This is a genomic window from Streptomyces sp. NBC_01335 (assembly GCF_035953295.1).
Taxonomy (GTDB): Bacteria; Actinomycetota; Actinomycetes; order Streptomycetales; family Streptomycetaceae; genus Streptomyces.
On the sequence record NZ_CP108370.1, the window covers coordinates 7,103,578 to 7,119,073 of the forward strand.

The following is a 15,496-nucleotide window of genomic DNA, read 5'->3' on the forward strand; positions in this document are numbered from 1 at the left end:
GGGCGCGTCACGGTCCGTAAATTCGTGGCGAGGAATCGGTGGGCGCGCGGCAGAATCCCTCCATGACCGAGAAGCGCCCCCTCGTCCTGGCCTGCACCCTGCTCGACAGCCTCGACCCGCTTCCGTACCCCGCCCGCATGCGGGAACTCGCGCACCGCGCCCGGAAGTTGGCCGACGCCGGTGTGCTGCGTCCGGTGCTGGAGGAGCTGGAGGACGGCGAACCGTACGAACGCGGCGTGGCCGTTCTCGCGGCGGCGGCCGGCGGCGACCGGGAGTGGGTGGCCCGGCACATCGCCGACGAGGACCCGTTCGTCCGCGGCCAGGCGCTGCGGGTGGCGGACGGGCTCGGCGTGCCCGACTCCGTGTTCGAGGAGGCCATGGCCGACGCGTCGGCCGCCGTACGGCTCCGGCTGATCCGGGCGGTCGTCGCTAGCCGACGCACGGCCCTCGCCGACCGGCTGATCGTCTCACTGCGCCGCACCTGGGGCGATGCCGAGGCGGCCCGGATGCTGCCCGGCTGCTCCCCGGGGACCGTGGCCGCGCTGCTGCCCGAACTCTTCCACGCCGCCGCCTGCTGGTCCTCGCTCGGGCGCCGCCACCCCGGTGCCTACCTCGACCAGGCGGCCCGCGAACTCGCCGCGCTGCCGGAGGACCGGCGCGACCTCCGCTGGTGGTCGTCCGGGTGCGCGCTGGGCGTCGCGACGGCGGCCGACCGGCTGCCGCACCGCGTCCTCGACCTGCTGGAGGCCTACCCGCCCGCCCAGCTCCCCTTCGTCCTCCGCCGCCACCTGGGTGCGCTCGTCGACGCCGACCCGGGACGCTTCGTACGCCTGTTCCTCGGCCCCGGCCGGACGGAGTTCCCGCGGCGGCACGGCGTCCTCAGCGGCGTCCTGCTGCGGCGCATGGCCCGGTCCGCGCCCGAAGAGGCGCTGGTCGCACTCGGCACGACGTTGCGTGACGACTCCGCCGCCCTCGCCCGGCTGATGCGCGCCCTGCCGCCCGGCCGCCGGGCCGCGTTCCACGCGTCCGTCACCGGCCGGGACGACACCGGGACCACCGGAACACCCGTCGACGCCGCCGTGCTCGGCGCCCTGCCGCGCAACCGGGTCGCCGCGACCGCCCGGCGCATGGCCGCCCGCGCCCGCGACCACGGCGAACCCTGGGACACCGTCCTGCTCGCCGAGTCGTACCTGCCGCCGCAGGAGGTTCGCGAACGCCTGCTCACCGCCACCCGGCGGCCGGCCGCCGAGGACCGCGCGACGGCCTGGGGCCTGCTGATCAGCAACGCGGGACGCTCCGGTGAACCCGCCACCGTCCACGCCGTACTCGACGACATGGGGCGGCTGCGCAACGAACAGGAACCCGTGCGCACTGCCGCGCTGGGCGCCCTCCTCGACACCCCGCCCGTCCTCTTCACGGCCGCCTCGGAGCCCCTGCTCGACCGGATCGCCACCGACGCCGTCGAGGCCCGGGACTCCTCCGCCGCCACCCGCTCCTTCCTCTCCTCCCTCGCGGTGGCCGTCCTGCGCGAGCACGCCGTCACCGGCCGCCGCGCCCTCGTCAGCTGGTCCCTGCGCACCCTGGTCCGGCTCTCCGGCACCACCGGCGCCGCCGACCTGGGACGGCTCGACCGCACCCTGCGCGGGGGCCAGGAACACCTGGTGTTCGAAGCGCTGCGTCCCTGGCTGGAGGCGGGGGCCGACAAGTCCGACTACGCGCTGGTGCTGGCACTCGCCCAGGCCGTCGGCCGCCGGGCCGAGGGCATGGACGAACTCCAGGAGCTGCTCCGCCAGGCCGTCCGCTACGGGAACACCGCCACCGCCCGCGAGGCGATCCCGCTGTGGCTGCGACCGGTACGGCAGCGCGACGCGCGCGTCGCGCAGGTCATGGAACGGGATCCCTCCGCCGTCGTCCTCCCCGTCGTCCGGCGGATCGTCACCGCCCGCCGCACCGACCTGCTGGACCGGGTGCTCGGCGCGCCGGTGCCGCCCGGCAGGTTCGCCACGCGCGAGGCCGACCGTACGCTGCCGGTCCACCGCGAGGCCGTCTGCTGGGTGCCCCGGCAGCAGAAGGCCGCCCTGCGCGGACTGGAGAAGGCGGCGGGTGACGAGAAGCTGCCGCTGTGGACCCGGGCGGGGGCCGTCGCCCAGCTGGCGGCGGTACCCGGAGCCGGCGCCGGAGCCCTGCGGAAGTGGGCCGGATCCCCGGACGTCCTGCTGGCCGAGACCGCGCTCGCCGCCCTCGGCCGTACCGACCGCCCCGCCGAGGCGCTCGACGGCCTGCTCGACCACGTCGGCGGGGACCGGGCGCGCGTCGCCGTCTTCGCCGCGAGCCGGGCCTCGCGCCACGTCCGCCCCTCGCGCCTCGCCGGGGACCTTGCCGCCCGGACCGCGCCCGGCACCGGCAAGGTCACCAGCCGCAAGGAGATGGTGCGGCTCGCCGCCGTCCGGCTGCCGCTGGAACGCGCGGCCGAGGTGGTCGCGGGCGCCTACGGCGAGCCCGGACAGCACCCCGACGTACGGGCCGCGTGCGTCGCCGTCGCCCACACGTTGCTCGGCAGCGAACGGATCTGGGAGATGCTGGCCGACGCGGCCCGGAGCGACACTCCGGTTGTGCGGGGGGCCGTGCTGCGTACCCTCCCGCACCAACTGCCGGAGCGGCACCGCGCCCGGTTCGCCCGGCTGGTCCAGGAGGTGAGCACCACCCGGGACCCCGAACTGGCCGCCGTCGCCCACCGGGCGCTGGCCCACTGGCTGCCCTGGGCCCACGGCGCGAGCGAGGTGCTGCTCGCCGCCGTCACCGACCTCGACCGCCGGGGTGGCTGGACCGGCGCGGCGGACGCGCTCGTCGACGGGGCCTCGGCCACCCCGGAGGGGGCCGACGCCCTGAACCGGACGCTCACCCTGCTGGCCACCGACGACACCGCGGACGACGCGGGCGCCGACCGCGACCGGCCGGGCCGCCAGCGCCTCGTCCACCTGGTGCGGGCGCTGTCCGGCGGGCACACGAGCCCGACCAGGACGAAGCGCGCCGTGCTCGTCGGCGCGGCGGACCGCCTCGCGGCCCACCGGGACACCGTGCCGCAGGCCGCCGCCCTCCTGGTCGGGGCCGTCGACCCGTACGCCACCGACGCCGACACCCTGCACACCGACCTCGTCCGGCTCGCCGCTCTGCACGAGGGCCGGCCCGCGCTGGCCGCCAGGACCGCCCGCACCCTCCTCGGCCACCTCGTCGCGGCGCGGCGGCACGGGGGCACGGACCCCGACGTCCTCCTGACGGTGGCGGGCCGGCTCACCGCGACCGGCGGCGACCCCGCGCAGGGGCTGCTCGCCGTCGCGCTCACGGTGGCCGGCGGCCGGAGCACGGAGTGGACCGCGCCCTGGCGCACCCAGCTGCGGATGCTGCGCCAGCACCCGGCGGCGGACGTCCGGGACGCCGCGTACGAGGAGTGGACCGCGCCGGAGTGAACCAGGCACGTGCGTACGGCGGCGGGCCCTGGGGTGGTGGGCCGGGGGCGGCCGGCGCGGGGGCCTCAGCGCTCGCGCGCCGCCATGCGGGCCTTGCGCGCCGCGAGCTTCTCGTCGAACTTCGACGCCTCGCTGTCCAGGCCGCCCATGTACAGGCCGAGCTCCTCCTGCGCCTGGAGCCCCTCCGGGCCGAGCCCGTCGATGTCCATGACCTTCAGATAGCGCAGCACGGGCTGGATCACGTCGTCGTGGTGGATGCGCATGTTGTAGATCTCGCCGATCGCCATCTGCGCGGCGGCCCGTTCGAACCCGGGCATGCCGTGTCCCGGCATCCGGAAGTTGACGACCACGTCCCGCACGGCCTGCATGGTGAGGTCCGGGGCCAGCTCGAAGGCGGCGCCCAGGAGGTTCCGGTAGAACACCATGTGCAGGTTCTCGTCGGTGGCGATGCGCGCGAGCATCCGGTCGCAGACCGGGTCGCCCGACTGGTGGCCCGTGTTGCGGTGCGAGACGCGGGTGGCCAGCTCCTGGAAGGCGACGTACGCGACGGAGTGCAGCATCGAGTGCCGGTTGTCGGACTCGAACCCCTCCGCCATGTGCGCCATGCGGAACTGCTCCAGCTTGTCCGGGTCGACCGCGCGCGAGGTCAGGAGGTAGTCGCGCATCACGATGCCGTGGCGGCCCTCCTCGGCCGTCCAGCGGTGCACCCAGGTGCCCCAGGCGCCGTCGCGGCCGAAGAGCGAGGCGATCTCGTGGTGGTAGCTGGGGAGGTTGTCCTCGGTCAGCAGGTTCACCACGAGAGCGATCTTGCCGATGTCCGTGACCTTGGACTGGTCGGGGGCCCACGCCTCGCCGTCGTCGAAGACGCCCGGGAAGTTCCGGCCGTCGGAGAACGGGACGTACTCGTGGGGCATCCAGTCCTTGGCGACCTTGAGATGCCGGTTGAGTTCCTTCTCCACCACCTCTTCCAGCGCGTACAGCAGCTGGGCGTCGGTCCACGCCTTCGAACTGCCGAGGTGGGGAGAGGTGATCGTCACGGGTGCTCCTGGGGACGGGAGATTTACCTACGACCTCGTAGGTTACGTGTCCGTAGGTTAAGCGTAGGTAAGCCCTCCGCCAAGCCTGACCGGTGCCGGAACCGTTCTCCGAGGCGTCCCGGACGGGCTCAGCAGACGGCCGATCGGGGTGGTACGCCGCTGCGACGGGACAACCCGGCCCGCATTCCCGCTCAGTGATTGTCGCCCAGGAACTCCGCCAGCTCGCGGTCGAGGTCCAGGAATCGGTGCTCGTCGCCTGCAGGCACCAACTCCTGTACACGCCTGAGGAATCGGCGCAGTTCCGAGGTGCGGACGTGCACCATCGCGATGCCCTCCGCGGCGTGGAACTCGAGCGCGGTCCGCTCCCGGCCGAAAGGCCGCACCCGTACGTCCCCGAGGCCGGCGGGCGCGTCCACACCCCGGGCCAGCAGCTCCCGGGAGAACTCCCACGAGACGTCCGAGCCCTCCAGCGTGGCCCTGGCCGGGAACGCGATCCGGACCGCGAACGGATGGGCGCGGTCGTACCGCAAGGTGGCGGCCAGCGTCGCCGTCCGCGGAACGGACGCGACCATGCGGGCCTGTACGGGCTGCTCGATAAGGCTGGACAAGACCTGCTCCCTCGCACGGCTGGACGAACGGACTCCGGCACTGGAGTAGACGACGGAACGCCGCGATCCGTGCACCGACCCGGGGCGTGAGCTCTGTCACCGCCGAAACCCCCGGGACTGATCATCTGCCCGGGAAGCGCCCGTCCATCCCGTCCGTCCCGTGGGCCGGCCCTTACGCGGAGGGGCCGGCCCCACGGCCACCGGTCGCACGGCCCGGCCGCCAACCGGACAGGTCCCGTGAACGCCCCATCGACGGAGAGTCGGGACATCGCGGTACGCACCGGACGGAACGCCCCGCCGGGCCGCGACTGACACGCAGCCCCGGGATCAGCACACGTCGAGCAACCCGTGCTCCCGCACGACCTCCAGCGACAGGGTGCGGTAGCCGACCGTCTGGAAGAGCACGGTCAGGCTCCGGTCCTCCTCGCTCATCACCGAACCCTCTCCCCAGTGCTGGTGCCGGACCCGGGTGCCGGGGCGGTAGGGGTGGCCGCCTGCGGCCGTCTCCTCGCCGGCCCGGGCGGGTATCTGCCCGCCCGTACCGGCCAGGATCGCCGGACCGGGTGCCACGCCCTCCCGGGACAGCTCGGCCGCTTCGCACACGTCGCAGGAGCCGCACCCCTCGGACTCGTCCCGGACCTGTCCGAAGTAGCCGAGGAGGAAGCGGCGCCGGCAGCCGGTGGACTCCGCGTAGCCACGCATCATGTCCACCCGGGAGCGTTCCAGCTGCTGGTGGGCGTCGCCCAGTTCGACCGCCTGCTGCGCGGCGTCGGCAGGGTCGATGCCCGGCACCGGTTCCACGTCGCCCCGCACGGTGGTGTGCACCGCGTCGACCTGCTCCAGGAGGTTGACGACCGCCGTCAGCCGGCTCGCCGTCAGGTGCGTTTCGGCCCGCAGGTCGCCGGGGTGCACGGGGCCGTCGTGCTCCGCCAGCGTGCGCGCCACCTGGGTGACGGTGTCCGGATCGGGGCGGCCCGCCGAGAAGAAGCGCTGCAGGCCGAGGTCCTGCGGCCGGTACGCGAGGATCGCCCGGGACTGCTCGCCGTCCCGTCCGGCCCTGCCTATCTCCTGGTAGTAGGCGTCCAGGGACCCGGGCACGGACGCGTGGAGCACGAAGCGCACGTCCGGCTTGTCGATACCCATCCCGAACGCGGACGTCGCCACCACCACGTCCAGCGAACCCGCCAGGAAGCGGTCGTGCACGTCACCGCGCTCCTGTGCGGGAAGTCCCGCGTGGTACGCCGCCACGTCCAGCCCCAGCAGGCTCAGTTCGCTCGCGTACTCCTCGGCCTCGCGCCGCGTCGCCGCGTACACCAGCCCCGGCTTGGGCTCCGCCGCGGCCCGCTCGACCACGGCCCGCGCCTTGACCGCCGCGTCCCGGAACGGGATCACCTCCAGATGGATGTTCGGGCGGTCGAAGCCGGTGACGACCTCCCGCACGTCCCGCATCCCCAGATGCGCGACGATGTCGCCCCGCACGGGGGCGGCGGCGCTCGCCGTGAGGGCGAGCACCGGAGGACGCCCGATCCGCTGGATCACCTGGCCGAGCCTCAGGTACTCGGGCCGGAAGTCGTGGCCCCAGGAGGACACGCACTGCGCCTCGTCCACGACGAACAGCGCCGGCTCCGCGGCCGCGAGCTGCTCGACCACCTCGTCCTTGGCCAGCTGCTCCGGGGCGAGGAAGAGGAAGTCGACGTCCCCCGCGCTGATCCTGTCCCAGACCGCGGCGTTCTCGTCCCCGGTCTGCGTCGAGTTCACCGCGGCCGCGTCCGTCCCCGCGCGGCGCAGCAGCCCCTGGACCTGGTCGCGCTGGAGCGCGATCAGCGGCGACACCACGACGGTCGGACCCGGAAGCAGCACCCCCGGAACCTGGTAGACGGCCGACTTCCCGGCACCCGTGGGCATCACCACCAGGGTGTCGCGCCGCTCCATCACCGCTTCCATCGCCCTCGTCTGCTCCGGCCGCAGCCGCTCCCAGCCGAACACGTCCCGCGCGACGTCCTGAAGACGTCGCGAAGAAGCAGTCACCATGACACTCCTCGACAGCGAGCCGGGGCAAAACCCGCGAACCGGGTGCCCTCGTGGCGCTCCTCGTACCCCCGTTGACGCGCGGTAGTGCTCGCGGAGGCGGCACGCCCTTCGTCCCGGACCGCCGTCGTCCGGACCGGCCGCTCACCCCTGGCGCGAAGCCCCCGGCCGACCCTGATCCGCCGGACACCACCTAAGCTCGGCCGTCATGACGATGTTCGCCGTGCCCGCCGACGCCGCCGAGGCGCGCGCCGTCCAGGACAGCCTGCGCGACCGGGTGGTGGCCGAGGACTTTGGACCGGCCCCCGGATCGGGCCACGTCACCGGCGTGGACGTCGCCTACGACGACGAGCGGGACCTCGTCGTCGCGGCGGCCGTGGTGCTGGACGCCGCCACCCTCGACGTGGTCGCCGAGACCACCGCCGTGGGCCGGGTCACCTTCCCGTACGTCCCCGGGCTGCTGGCCTTCCGGGAGATACCCACGGTGCTCGCCGCGCTGGAGTCGCTCACGGCCGACCCGGGCCTCGTCGTCTGCGACGGATACGGTCTGGCCCACCCCCGGCGCTTCGGACTCGCCAGCCATCTCGGGGTGCTGACCGGACTCCCCGTCATCGGCGTCGCCAAGAACCCCTTCACCTTCGCGTACGAACCGCCCGGCCCGAAGCGCGGTGACTCCTCCCCGCTGCTGGACGGTACGGAGGAGGTCGGCCGGGCCCTGCGCACCCGGGACGAGACCAAGCCGGTCTTCGTCTCCGTCGGCCACCGGACCACGCTGGACACCGCCTGCGCCCACACCCTGGCGCTGACCCGGGGGTTCCGCCAGCCCGAGACCACCCGCCGGGCCGACGCGCTCTGCCGGCGCGCACTGCGGGAAGCGGCGGGCTGAGCGAGAGCCCCCGGGCCCGTCCTCAGAGGCGGGCCGCCACCCGGAAGCCCAGCCCCGAGGCCCGCAGCCGTTCCAGCAGGGCATCGCCCATGGCCACCGCCGTCGTCACCTGGCCCGAGGTCTCCGGCAGATCGTCCAGGGCGAGGCAGAGAGCGGCCTCGCCCAGCATCCGCGCCGTCTCGTCGTACCCCGGGTCGCCGCCCGAGACCTCGGTGAAGACCCGCCGGCCCCCGCCCTCCCCGACGAACCGGACGGTGAACCTGCTCCGCCCGCGGCGCTCCTCGTCGGGCCCCTCGCCCGACTGGTAACGATTCGTCATCCAATCGCGTACAAAGGGAAGTTGAGCTGCCGCGACCAGGGTCATCAGCCCCGCCGTGCCCCCCAGCGCGACCGGCAGGTGCTTCACCGAGGCGAAGTGGCGGTAGCGGAAGTCGGGGCCGTAGCGCTCCAGCGCACGCGCCGAACGGCCCACGATCTGCGGGTCCACGGTCGGCAGCGGCAGGGCCCAGGTCCCGGTCTCCCCGCTGAAGTGCGGGGTCCCCAGCGGGGTCCGGACACGACGGCCGGTGAGCCGGGGCTCGCGCTCCCGGCGTTCCCGGGCGGCGGCCAGCATCTGCGGACCCCGGCCCACCGCGTTCACCGCCGAGGCGAACGTACCGCCGGAGAACACCGCGTGGGCGCGGACGAAGGCGTCGACCGTCAGCGGCACGCCCTTGGGCAGCTGCCGGACGGTGAAGTACGCGCCGAGGTCGTGGGGCACCGAGTCGAAGCCGCAGGCGTGCACCAGGCGCGCCCCGGTCTCCCGGGCGGGCCCGTCGTGGTCGAGCCAGGTCCGGTCGATGAACTCGGCCTCGCCGGTGAGGTCCAGGTAGTCCGTTCCGGCCCGGGCGCAGGCCGCGACGAGCGCGTTCCCGTGACGGAGGAAGGGCCCGACCGTGGTGGCCACCACCCGTGTGGACAGGGCGAGTTCGCGCAGCGCCGCGGGGTCGTCGGCGTCCGCGACGAGCAGTGCGGGCTCCGGGCCCTTCACGGCGAGTCCGCCGCGCAGCCGCTCCAGCTTCTCGCGACTGCGCCCGGCCAGCGCCCAGCGCAGCCCCTCGGGAGCGTGCGCCGCGAGATACGCGGCGGTCAGCGTGCCGACGAAGCCGGTGGCGCCGTACAGGACGACGTCGTAGGGGCGTTCGGATCCGTGGTGCCTCTTCATGTGTGCCTCCGCTGGGGCCGGCTGCGGGTGGGTGGCCGAGGGTAGACCCGTGGCCGGGGGGAGGTGAACCACTCCGGTCGCGGGTCACGGCTCGCCGACCGCGGGTCGGCGGGTGACGCGTGGCACTCGGGGCGGAACGGCGTGTGACGGTGCACCATGGAAGGTGAGGAAACCAGGGCGTGTGTCGAAAGTGGCGCCGTCCGCCCGCCGGACAGGCGGAACTTTCGACACACGCCCTAAGCGGTCGCTCGGCCAAAAGCCTTGTGCGGAGCGGCGGTCATTCTTAGCATCGTCGATGTTACATCGGTTGTGTCACACCGCTGGGGGCTTGATGGCTGCGTCGGGGAACGGGCCCCTCTCCGGAGTGCGCGTGGTCGAACTGGCGGGCATCGGCCCCGGCCCGTTCGCCGCGATGCTCCTGGCCGACCTCGGCGCCGACGTGGTCCGGGTGGACCGGCCCGGCGGCGCGGTGCTCGGCATCGACCCGGCCCGCGACCTGACCAACCGCAACAAGCGCTCCGTCCTGCTCGACCTCAAGACGGAAGCGGGCGCCTCGGCCGTCCTCGCCCTCGCCGAACGTGCCGACATCCTCATCGAGGGATACCGCCCCGGCGTCGCCGAACGGCTCGGGGTGGGCCCCGACGCCTGCCTCGGCCGCAACCCCCGGCTCGTCTACGGGCGGATGACCGGCTGGGGCCAGGAAGGCCCGCTCGCCCAGCGCGCCGGACACGACGTCTCCTACCTCGCGCCGACCGGCACCCTCTCCATGATCGGCCGCCCCGGCGAACCCCCGGCCGTCCCGGCCAACCTGCTCGGCGACTACGCGGGCGGCTCCCTCTACCTCGTGGTCGGCGTGCTCGCCGCCCTCCAGCACGCCCGTACCCCCGGCGGGAGCGGCCAAGTCGTGGACGCCGCGATCGTCGACGGCGCGGCCCACCTCGCCACCATGATCCACGGCATGCTGGCGGCCGACGCCTGGCAGGACCGGCGCGGCGCCAACCTCCTCGACGGCGGCTGCCCCTTCTACGGCACGTACGCGACCTCGGACGACGAGGCCATGGCGGTCGGGCCGCTGGAACAGCGGTTCTACGACGAGTTCACGGCGCTCCTCGGCGTCGACGAAGAGCTGCCCGACCGTGCGGACCTCGCCCGCTGGGAGGAGCTGCGCACCGCGGTCGCGGACCGGTTCCGTAGCCGTACCCGCGCCGAGTGGACCGAGGTGTTCGAGGGCACCGACGCCTGCGTCGCCCCGGTCCTCTCCCTCCGCGAGGCGCCCGGGCACCCGCATCTCGCCGCCCGCGCCACCTTCGTGGAGCACGCCGGGATCACCCAGCCCGCCCCCGCCCCGCGCTTCTCCGCCACCCCCACCGCCGTGCGGAGCGCCCCCGCCCTGCCCGGCAGCGGCGCCGCGTCGGTGGCGGCGGAGTGGGACGTGCCGGAACTGCTCGGGGGACGGGACGTGCCGGAACTGCTCGGGGGCCGGGACGTGCCGCAGTCGGCCGGCGAACCGCCGGCGGAGGCTTCCGGGTGAGGGCGCGACCGGTGCACACCATCCGACACCCACTCCAGGAGGCCCGGTGAAACGCCAGATCTTCGCCGCCGAACACGACGTGTTCCGCGAGACCGTCCGTACCTTCCTCGCCAAGGAGGTGCTCCCGCACTACGAACAGTGGGAGAAGGACGGCATCGTCTCGCGGGAGGCGTGGCGCGCGGCGGGCCGGCAGGGGCTGCTCGGCCTCGCCGTCCCCGAGGAGTTCGGCGGGGGCGGCAACGACGACTTCCGCTACAGCGCCGTACTCGCCGAGGAGTTCACCCGCGCGGGCGTCAGCGGCCTCGCGCTCGGCCTGCACAACGACATAGTCGGGCCCTACCTCACCGGCCTCTCCACCCCCGCGCAGAAGCGGCGCTGGCTGCCGGGCTTCTGCTCCGGCGAGACCATCACCGCCATCGCCATGACCGAACCGGGCGCCGGCTCCGACCTCCAGGGCATCCGTACGACCGCCGAGGACCGGGGTGACCACTGGCTGCTCAACGGGTCCAAGACCTTCATCTCCAACGGCATCCTCGCCGACCTGGTGGTCGTCGTCGCCCGTACGTCACCGGAAGGCGGGGCCAAGGGACTCTCGCTCCTCGTGGTCGAACGCGGCGCGGCGGGTTTCGAGCGCGGCCGCAACCTCGACAAGATCGGCCAGAAGTCCCAGGACACCGCCGAACTCTTCTTCCACGACGTCCGGGTCCCCAAGGAGAACCTCCTCGGGGAACTCCACGGCGGCTTCCTCCACTTGATGACCAACCTGGCCCAGGAGCGGATGGGCATCGCGGTCGCCGGCATCGCCGCCGCCGAACACCTGCTGGAGATCACCACCCGGTACGTCAAGGAGCGCGAGGCGTTCGGCCGGCCGCTCGCGGGGCTCCAGCACGTCCGCTTCGAGATCGCCGAGATGGCCACCGAGTGCGCCGTCACCCGCACCTTCCTCGACCGGTGCATCGCCGAGCACGCGGAGGGCACGCTCGACGCGGTGCACGCCTCGATGGCCAAGTGGTGGGCGACCGAACTCCAGAAGCGGGTGGCCGACCGCTGCCTCCAACTGCACGGCGGATACGGCTACATGGCGGAGCTCCCGGTCGCCAGGGCCTTCACCGACGGGCGCATCCAGACGATCTACGGCGGGACCACCGAGATCATGAAGGAGATCATCGGTCGCTCCCTGCTGTCCTGAGCCGCTCCCTGCTTGTCAGAAACGCGTACCGCTCGATCACCCGGGAAACGCGTGCCACTCGATCCCCGAACCTTTGAACGCCCGTCCCCCGAAAGGCTGTTGTCTTGAGTACCGAAGCGTTCGTCTACGACGCGATCCGCACCCCGCGTGGTCGCGGCAAGGCCAATGGGGCCCTGCACGGCACCAAGCCGATCGACCTGGTCGTCGGCCTCATCCACGAGATCCGCGCCCGCTTCCCCGGCCTGGACCCGGCGGCCATCGACGACATCGTCCTCGGTGTCGTCAGCCCGCTCGGGGACCAGGGCTCCGACATCGCACGGATCGCGGCCATCGCGGCGGGACTTCCGGACTCCGTCGCAGGCGTCCAGGAGAACCGCTTCTGTGCCTCCGGCCTCGAAGCCGTCAACCTCGCTGCCGCGAAGGTCCGTTCGGGCTGGGAGGACCTCGTCCTCGCCGGTGGCGTCGAGTCCATGTCCCGCGTCCCCATGGGCTCGGACGGCGGCGCCTGGGCGATGGACCCGATGACCAGCTTCGAGACCGGCTTCGCCCCGCAGGGGATCGGCGCCGACCTCATCGCCACCGTCGAGGGCTTCTCCCGCCGCGACGTCGACGAGTACGCCGCCCTCTCCCAGGAGCGCGCCGCCGAGGCGTGGAAGGAGGGCCGCTTCGCCCGTTCGGTGGTCCCCGTCAAGGACCGCAACGGCCTCGTCGTCCTCGACCACGACGAGCACCTGCGCCCCGGCACCACCGCCGACTCGCTCGCCGCCCTCAAGCCCTCCTTCGCCACCATCGGCGAGATGGGCGGCTTCGACGCGGTGGCCCTGCAGAAGTACCACTGGGTCGAGAAGATCGACCACGTCCACCACGCCGGCAACTCCTCCGGGATCGTGGACGGCGCCGCGCTCGTCGCGATCGGCTCGAAGGAGGTCGGCGAGCGCTACGGCCTCACCCCGCGCGCCCGGATCGTCTCCGCCGCCGTCTCCGGCTCCGAGCCCACCATCATGCTGACCGGCCCCGCCCCCGCCTCCCGCAAGGCGCTCGCCAAGGCCGGACTGACCATCGACGACATCGACCTGATCGAGATCAACGAAGCCTTCGCCGGAGTGGTGCTGCGCTTCGTCCGGGACATGGGGATCGGCCTCGACAAGGTCAACGTCAACGGCGGCGCCATCGCGCTCGGCCACCCCCTCGGCGCCACCGGCGCGATGATCCTCGGCACCGTCGTCGACGAACTCGAGCGGCGCGACCTGCGGTACGGACTCGTCACCCTCTGCGTGGGCGGCGGCATGGGCGTCGCCACCGTCGTCGAACGCGTCTGACCGGCCCCGCCCTCCCGCCACGCCCGCTGCCTACGGAGAAGAACCCATGACCGAGAGCACCACCATCCGCTGGGAAGAGGACGGGACCGGCGTCGTCACCCTCGTCCTCGACGACCCGAACCAGTCCGCCAACACGATGAACCAGGCCTTCACCCGCTCCCTCGCGGCGATCGCCGACCGCGCCGAGGCCGGGAGGGAGAACATCCGCGGCATCGTCGTCACCTCCGCGAAGAAGACCTTCTTCGCCGGGGGAGACCTCAAGGAGATGATCCACGCCCGGCCCGAGGACGCGGGGGCCGTCTTCGACGCCGGGATGGCCATCAAGCGCTCCCTGCGCCGCATCGAGACCCTGGGCATCCCCGTCGTCGCCGCCATCAACGGCGCGGCGCTCGGCGGCGGTTACGAGATCGCCCTCGCCTGCCACCACCGGATCGCACTGGACGCGCCCGGCTCCCGCATCGGCCTCCCGGAGGTCACCCTCGGCCTGCTCCCGGCGGGTGGCGGCGTCACCCGTACCGTACGCCTCATGGGCATCGCCGACGCGCTGCTCAAGGTGCTGCTCCAGGGCACCCGGTACACCCCGGCCCGCGCCCTGGAGAACGGCCTCGTCCACGAAGTGGCCGCCACCCGCGAAGAGATGCTGGACAAGGCCCGCGCCTTCATCGACGCACACCCCGAGTCCCAGCAGCCCTGGGACGTGAAGGGATACCGGATCCCCGGCGGCACCCCGTCCAACCCCCGGTTCGCCGCCAACCTCCCGGCCTTCCCCGCCAACCTGAAGAAGCAGCTCGCCGGGGCCCCGATGCCCGCGCCCCGCAACATCCTGGCGGCGGCCGTCGAGGGCTCGCAGGTCGACTTCGAGACCGCGCAGACCATCGAGGCCCGCTACTTCACCGAACTGGTCACCGGCCAGGTCGCCAAGAACATGATCCAGGCGTTCTTCTTCGACCTCCAGGCCGTCAACTCCGGTGCCGGCCGCCCCGAGGGCGTCGAGCGCCGCACCGTCCGCAAGGTCGCCGTTCTCGGCGCCGGCATGATGGGCGCCGGCATCGCGTACTCCTGCGCCCGGGCCGGCATCGAGGTCGTCCTCAAGGACGTCACAGCCGAGGCCGCCGCGAAGGGCAAGGCCTACAGCGAGAAGCTGCTGGCCAAGGCGCTCGCCCGGGGACGTACCACCGAGGCCGCCCGCGACGAACTGCTCGCCCGCATCACCCCGACCGGTGACCCCGCCGACCTCGCCGGCTGCGACGCCGTCATCGAGGCGGTCTTCGAGGACACCTCCCTCAAGCACAAGGTGTTCCAGGAGATCCAGGACATCGTCGCCCCCGACGCGCTGCTCTGCTCCAACACCTCCACGCTGCCCATCACCGCCCTCGCCGAAGGCGTCACCCGCCCCGCCGACTTCATCGGGCTGCACTTCTTCTCCCCGGTCGACAAGATGCCACTGGTCGAGATCATCAAGGGCGAGGCCACCGGTGACGAGGCCCTGGCCCGCGCCTTCGACCTGGTCCGCCAGATCAAGAAGACCCCGATCGTGGTCAACGACTCGCGCGGCTTCTTCACCTCGCGCGTCATCGGCCACTTCATCAACGAGGGCGTCGCGATGGTCGGGGAGGGTATCGAGCCCGCTTCCGTCGAACAGGCCGCCGCCCAGGCCGGCTACCCGGCCAAGGTCCTCTCGCTGATGGACGAGCTGACGCTCACCCTGCCCCGCAAGATCCGCAACGAGACCCGGCGCGCCGTCGAGGAATCCGGCGGCACCTGGACCCCGCACCCCTCGGACGCGGTCGTCGACCGGATGGTCGAGGAGTTCGAACGGCCCGGCCGCAGCGGTGGCGCCGGGTTCTACGAGTACGACGAGTCCGGTCGGCGCGGCGCCCTCTGGCCGGGCCTGCGCGAGCACTTCGGCAAGCCGGGCGCCGCGATCCCGTTCGAGGACATGAAGGAGCGGATGCTCTTCTCCGAGGCCCTGGACGGCGTCCGGTGCCTGGACGAGAACGTCCTGGTCTCCGTCGCCGACGCCAACATCGGCTCCATCATGGGCATCGGCTTCCCGCCCTGGACCGGTGGCGTCCTCCAATACGTCAACGGCTACGAGGGCGGCCTGCCCGGCTTCGTGGCCCGCGCCCGCGAGCTCGCCGAACGGTACGGAGACCGCTTCCTGCCGCCTGCCCGGCTGGTGGAGATGGCAGAGCGGGGCGAGACCTTCCACGACTGAGCCCGCCCC

10 protein-coding genes are annotated in these 15,496 nt (G+C 73.2%); 6 read left to right on the forward strand and 4 right to left on the reverse strand.

From position 1 onward, the window contains the following. The first annotated feature begins 62 nt into the window (after window positions 1–62). The gene (locus OG599_RS30285; protein ID WP_327179152.1) at window positions 63–3,467 is read left to right on the forward strand and encodes a hypothetical protein; all 3,405 of its coding nucleotides are present in this window, start codon (window positions 63–65) and stop codon (window positions 3,465–3,467) included. A gap of 65 nt (window positions 3,468–3,532) precedes the next feature. Here OG599_RS30285 and OG599_RS30290 read toward each other — a convergent pair whose 3' ends face one another. From OG599_RS30290 to OG599_RS30300, 3 genes are all read right to left on the reverse strand, one after another. After that, the gene (locus OG599_RS30290) at window positions 3,533–4,504 is read right to left on the reverse strand and encodes an acyl-ACP desaturase (protein ID WP_327179153.1); all 972 of its coding nucleotides are present in this window, start codon (window positions 4,502–4,504) and stop codon (window positions 3,533–3,535) included. Between the two features lie 191 nt (window positions 4,505–4,695). Next, a complete protein-coding gene (locus OG599_RS30295) occupies window positions 4,696–5,112 on the reverse strand; it encodes an SsgA family sporulation/cell division regulator (RefSeq protein ID WP_327179154.1) in 417 nt (138 codons plus the stop codon). 327 nt (window positions 5,113–5,439) lie between these two features. Next, window positions 5,440–7,143, reverse strand: coding sequence for a RecQ family ATP-dependent DNA helicase (locus OG599_RS30300; protein ID WP_327179155.1), 1,704 nt, complete (start codon window positions 7,141–7,143; stop codon window positions 5,440–5,442). A gap of 205 nt (window positions 7,144–7,348) precedes the next feature. Here OG599_RS30300 and OG599_RS30305 point away from each other — a divergent pair, with 205 nt between their 5' ends. Next, a complete protein-coding gene (locus OG599_RS30305) occupies window positions 7,349–8,026 on the forward strand; it encodes an endonuclease V (RefSeq protein WP_327179156.1) in 678 nt (225 codons plus the stop codon). Between the two features lie 22 nt (window positions 8,027–8,048). Here OG599_RS30305 and OG599_RS30310 read toward each other — a convergent pair whose 3' ends face one another. Continuing rightward, window positions 8,049–9,230, reverse strand: a complete 1,182-nt coding sequence (locus OG599_RS30310) for a saccharopine dehydrogenase family protein (protein ID WP_327179157.1) — start codon at window positions 9,228–9,230, stop codon at window positions 8,049–8,051. Window positions 9,231–9,561: 331 nt separating this feature from the next. On the opposite strand from OG599_RS30310, the gene OG599_RS30315 reads away from it, so the two are divergent. From OG599_RS30315 to OG599_RS30330, 4 genes are all read left to right on the forward strand, one after another. Beyond that, complete coding sequence (locus OG599_RS30315; RefSeq protein ID WP_327179158.1) at window positions 9,562–10,761, forward strand: CaiB/BaiF CoA transferase family protein; 1,200 nt, start codon at window positions 9,562–9,564, stop codon at window positions 10,759–10,761. A gap of 46 nt (window positions 10,762–10,807) precedes the next feature. Then, window positions 10,808–11,950 carry an acyl-CoA dehydrogenase family protein gene (locus OG599_RS30320; protein WP_327179159.1) on the forward strand — a complete coding sequence of 381 codons (1,143 nt, stop codon included), beginning with the start codon at window positions 10,808–10,810 and terminating at the stop codon, window positions 11,948–11,950. A gap of 104 nt (window positions 11,951–12,054) precedes the next feature. Further along, window positions 12,055–13,269 carry an acetyl-CoA C-acetyltransferase gene (locus OG599_RS30325; RefSeq protein WP_327179160.1) on the forward strand — a complete coding sequence of 405 codons (1,215 nt, stop codon included), beginning with the start codon at window positions 12,055–12,057 and terminating at the stop codon, window positions 13,267–13,269. A gap of 46 nt (window positions 13,270–13,315) precedes the next feature. Continuing rightward, window positions 13,316–15,487 (forward strand): 3-hydroxyacyl-CoA dehydrogenase NAD-binding domain-containing protein, encoded by a 2,172-nt coding sequence (locus OG599_RS30330; protein ID WP_327179161.1) that lies wholly within the window; start codon window positions 13,316–13,318, stop codon window positions 15,485–15,487. Window positions 15,488–15,496: the final 9 nt, after the last annotated feature.

Excerpts from the sequence above, each read along its gene's own strand:
- OG599_RS30330 (WP_327179161.1), top strand. The coding sequence starts at position 13,316 with ATGACCGAGAGCACCACCATCCGCTGGGAAGAGGACGGGACCGGCGTC.
- OG599_RS30310 (WP_327179157.1), bottom strand. The coding sequence starts at position 9,230 with ATGAAGAGGCACCACGGATCCGAACGCCCCTACGACGTCGTCCTGTAC.
- OG599_RS30315 (WP_327179158.1), top strand. The coding sequence starts at position 9,562 with ATGGCTGCGTCGGGGAACGGGCCCCTCTCCGGAGTGCGCGTGGTCGAA.
- OG599_RS30300 (WP_327179155.1), bottom strand. The coding sequence starts at position 7,143 with ATGGTGACTGCTTCTTCGCGACGTCTTCAGGACGTCGCGCGGGACGTG.
- OG599_RS30285 (WP_327179152.1), top strand. The coding sequence starts at position 63 with ATGACCGAGAAGCGCCCCCTCGTCCTGGCCTGCACCCTGCTCGACAGC.
- OG599_RS30305 (WP_327179156.1), top strand. The coding sequence starts at position 7,349 with ATGACGATGTTCGCCGTGCCCGCCGACGCCGCCGAGGCGCGCGCCGTC.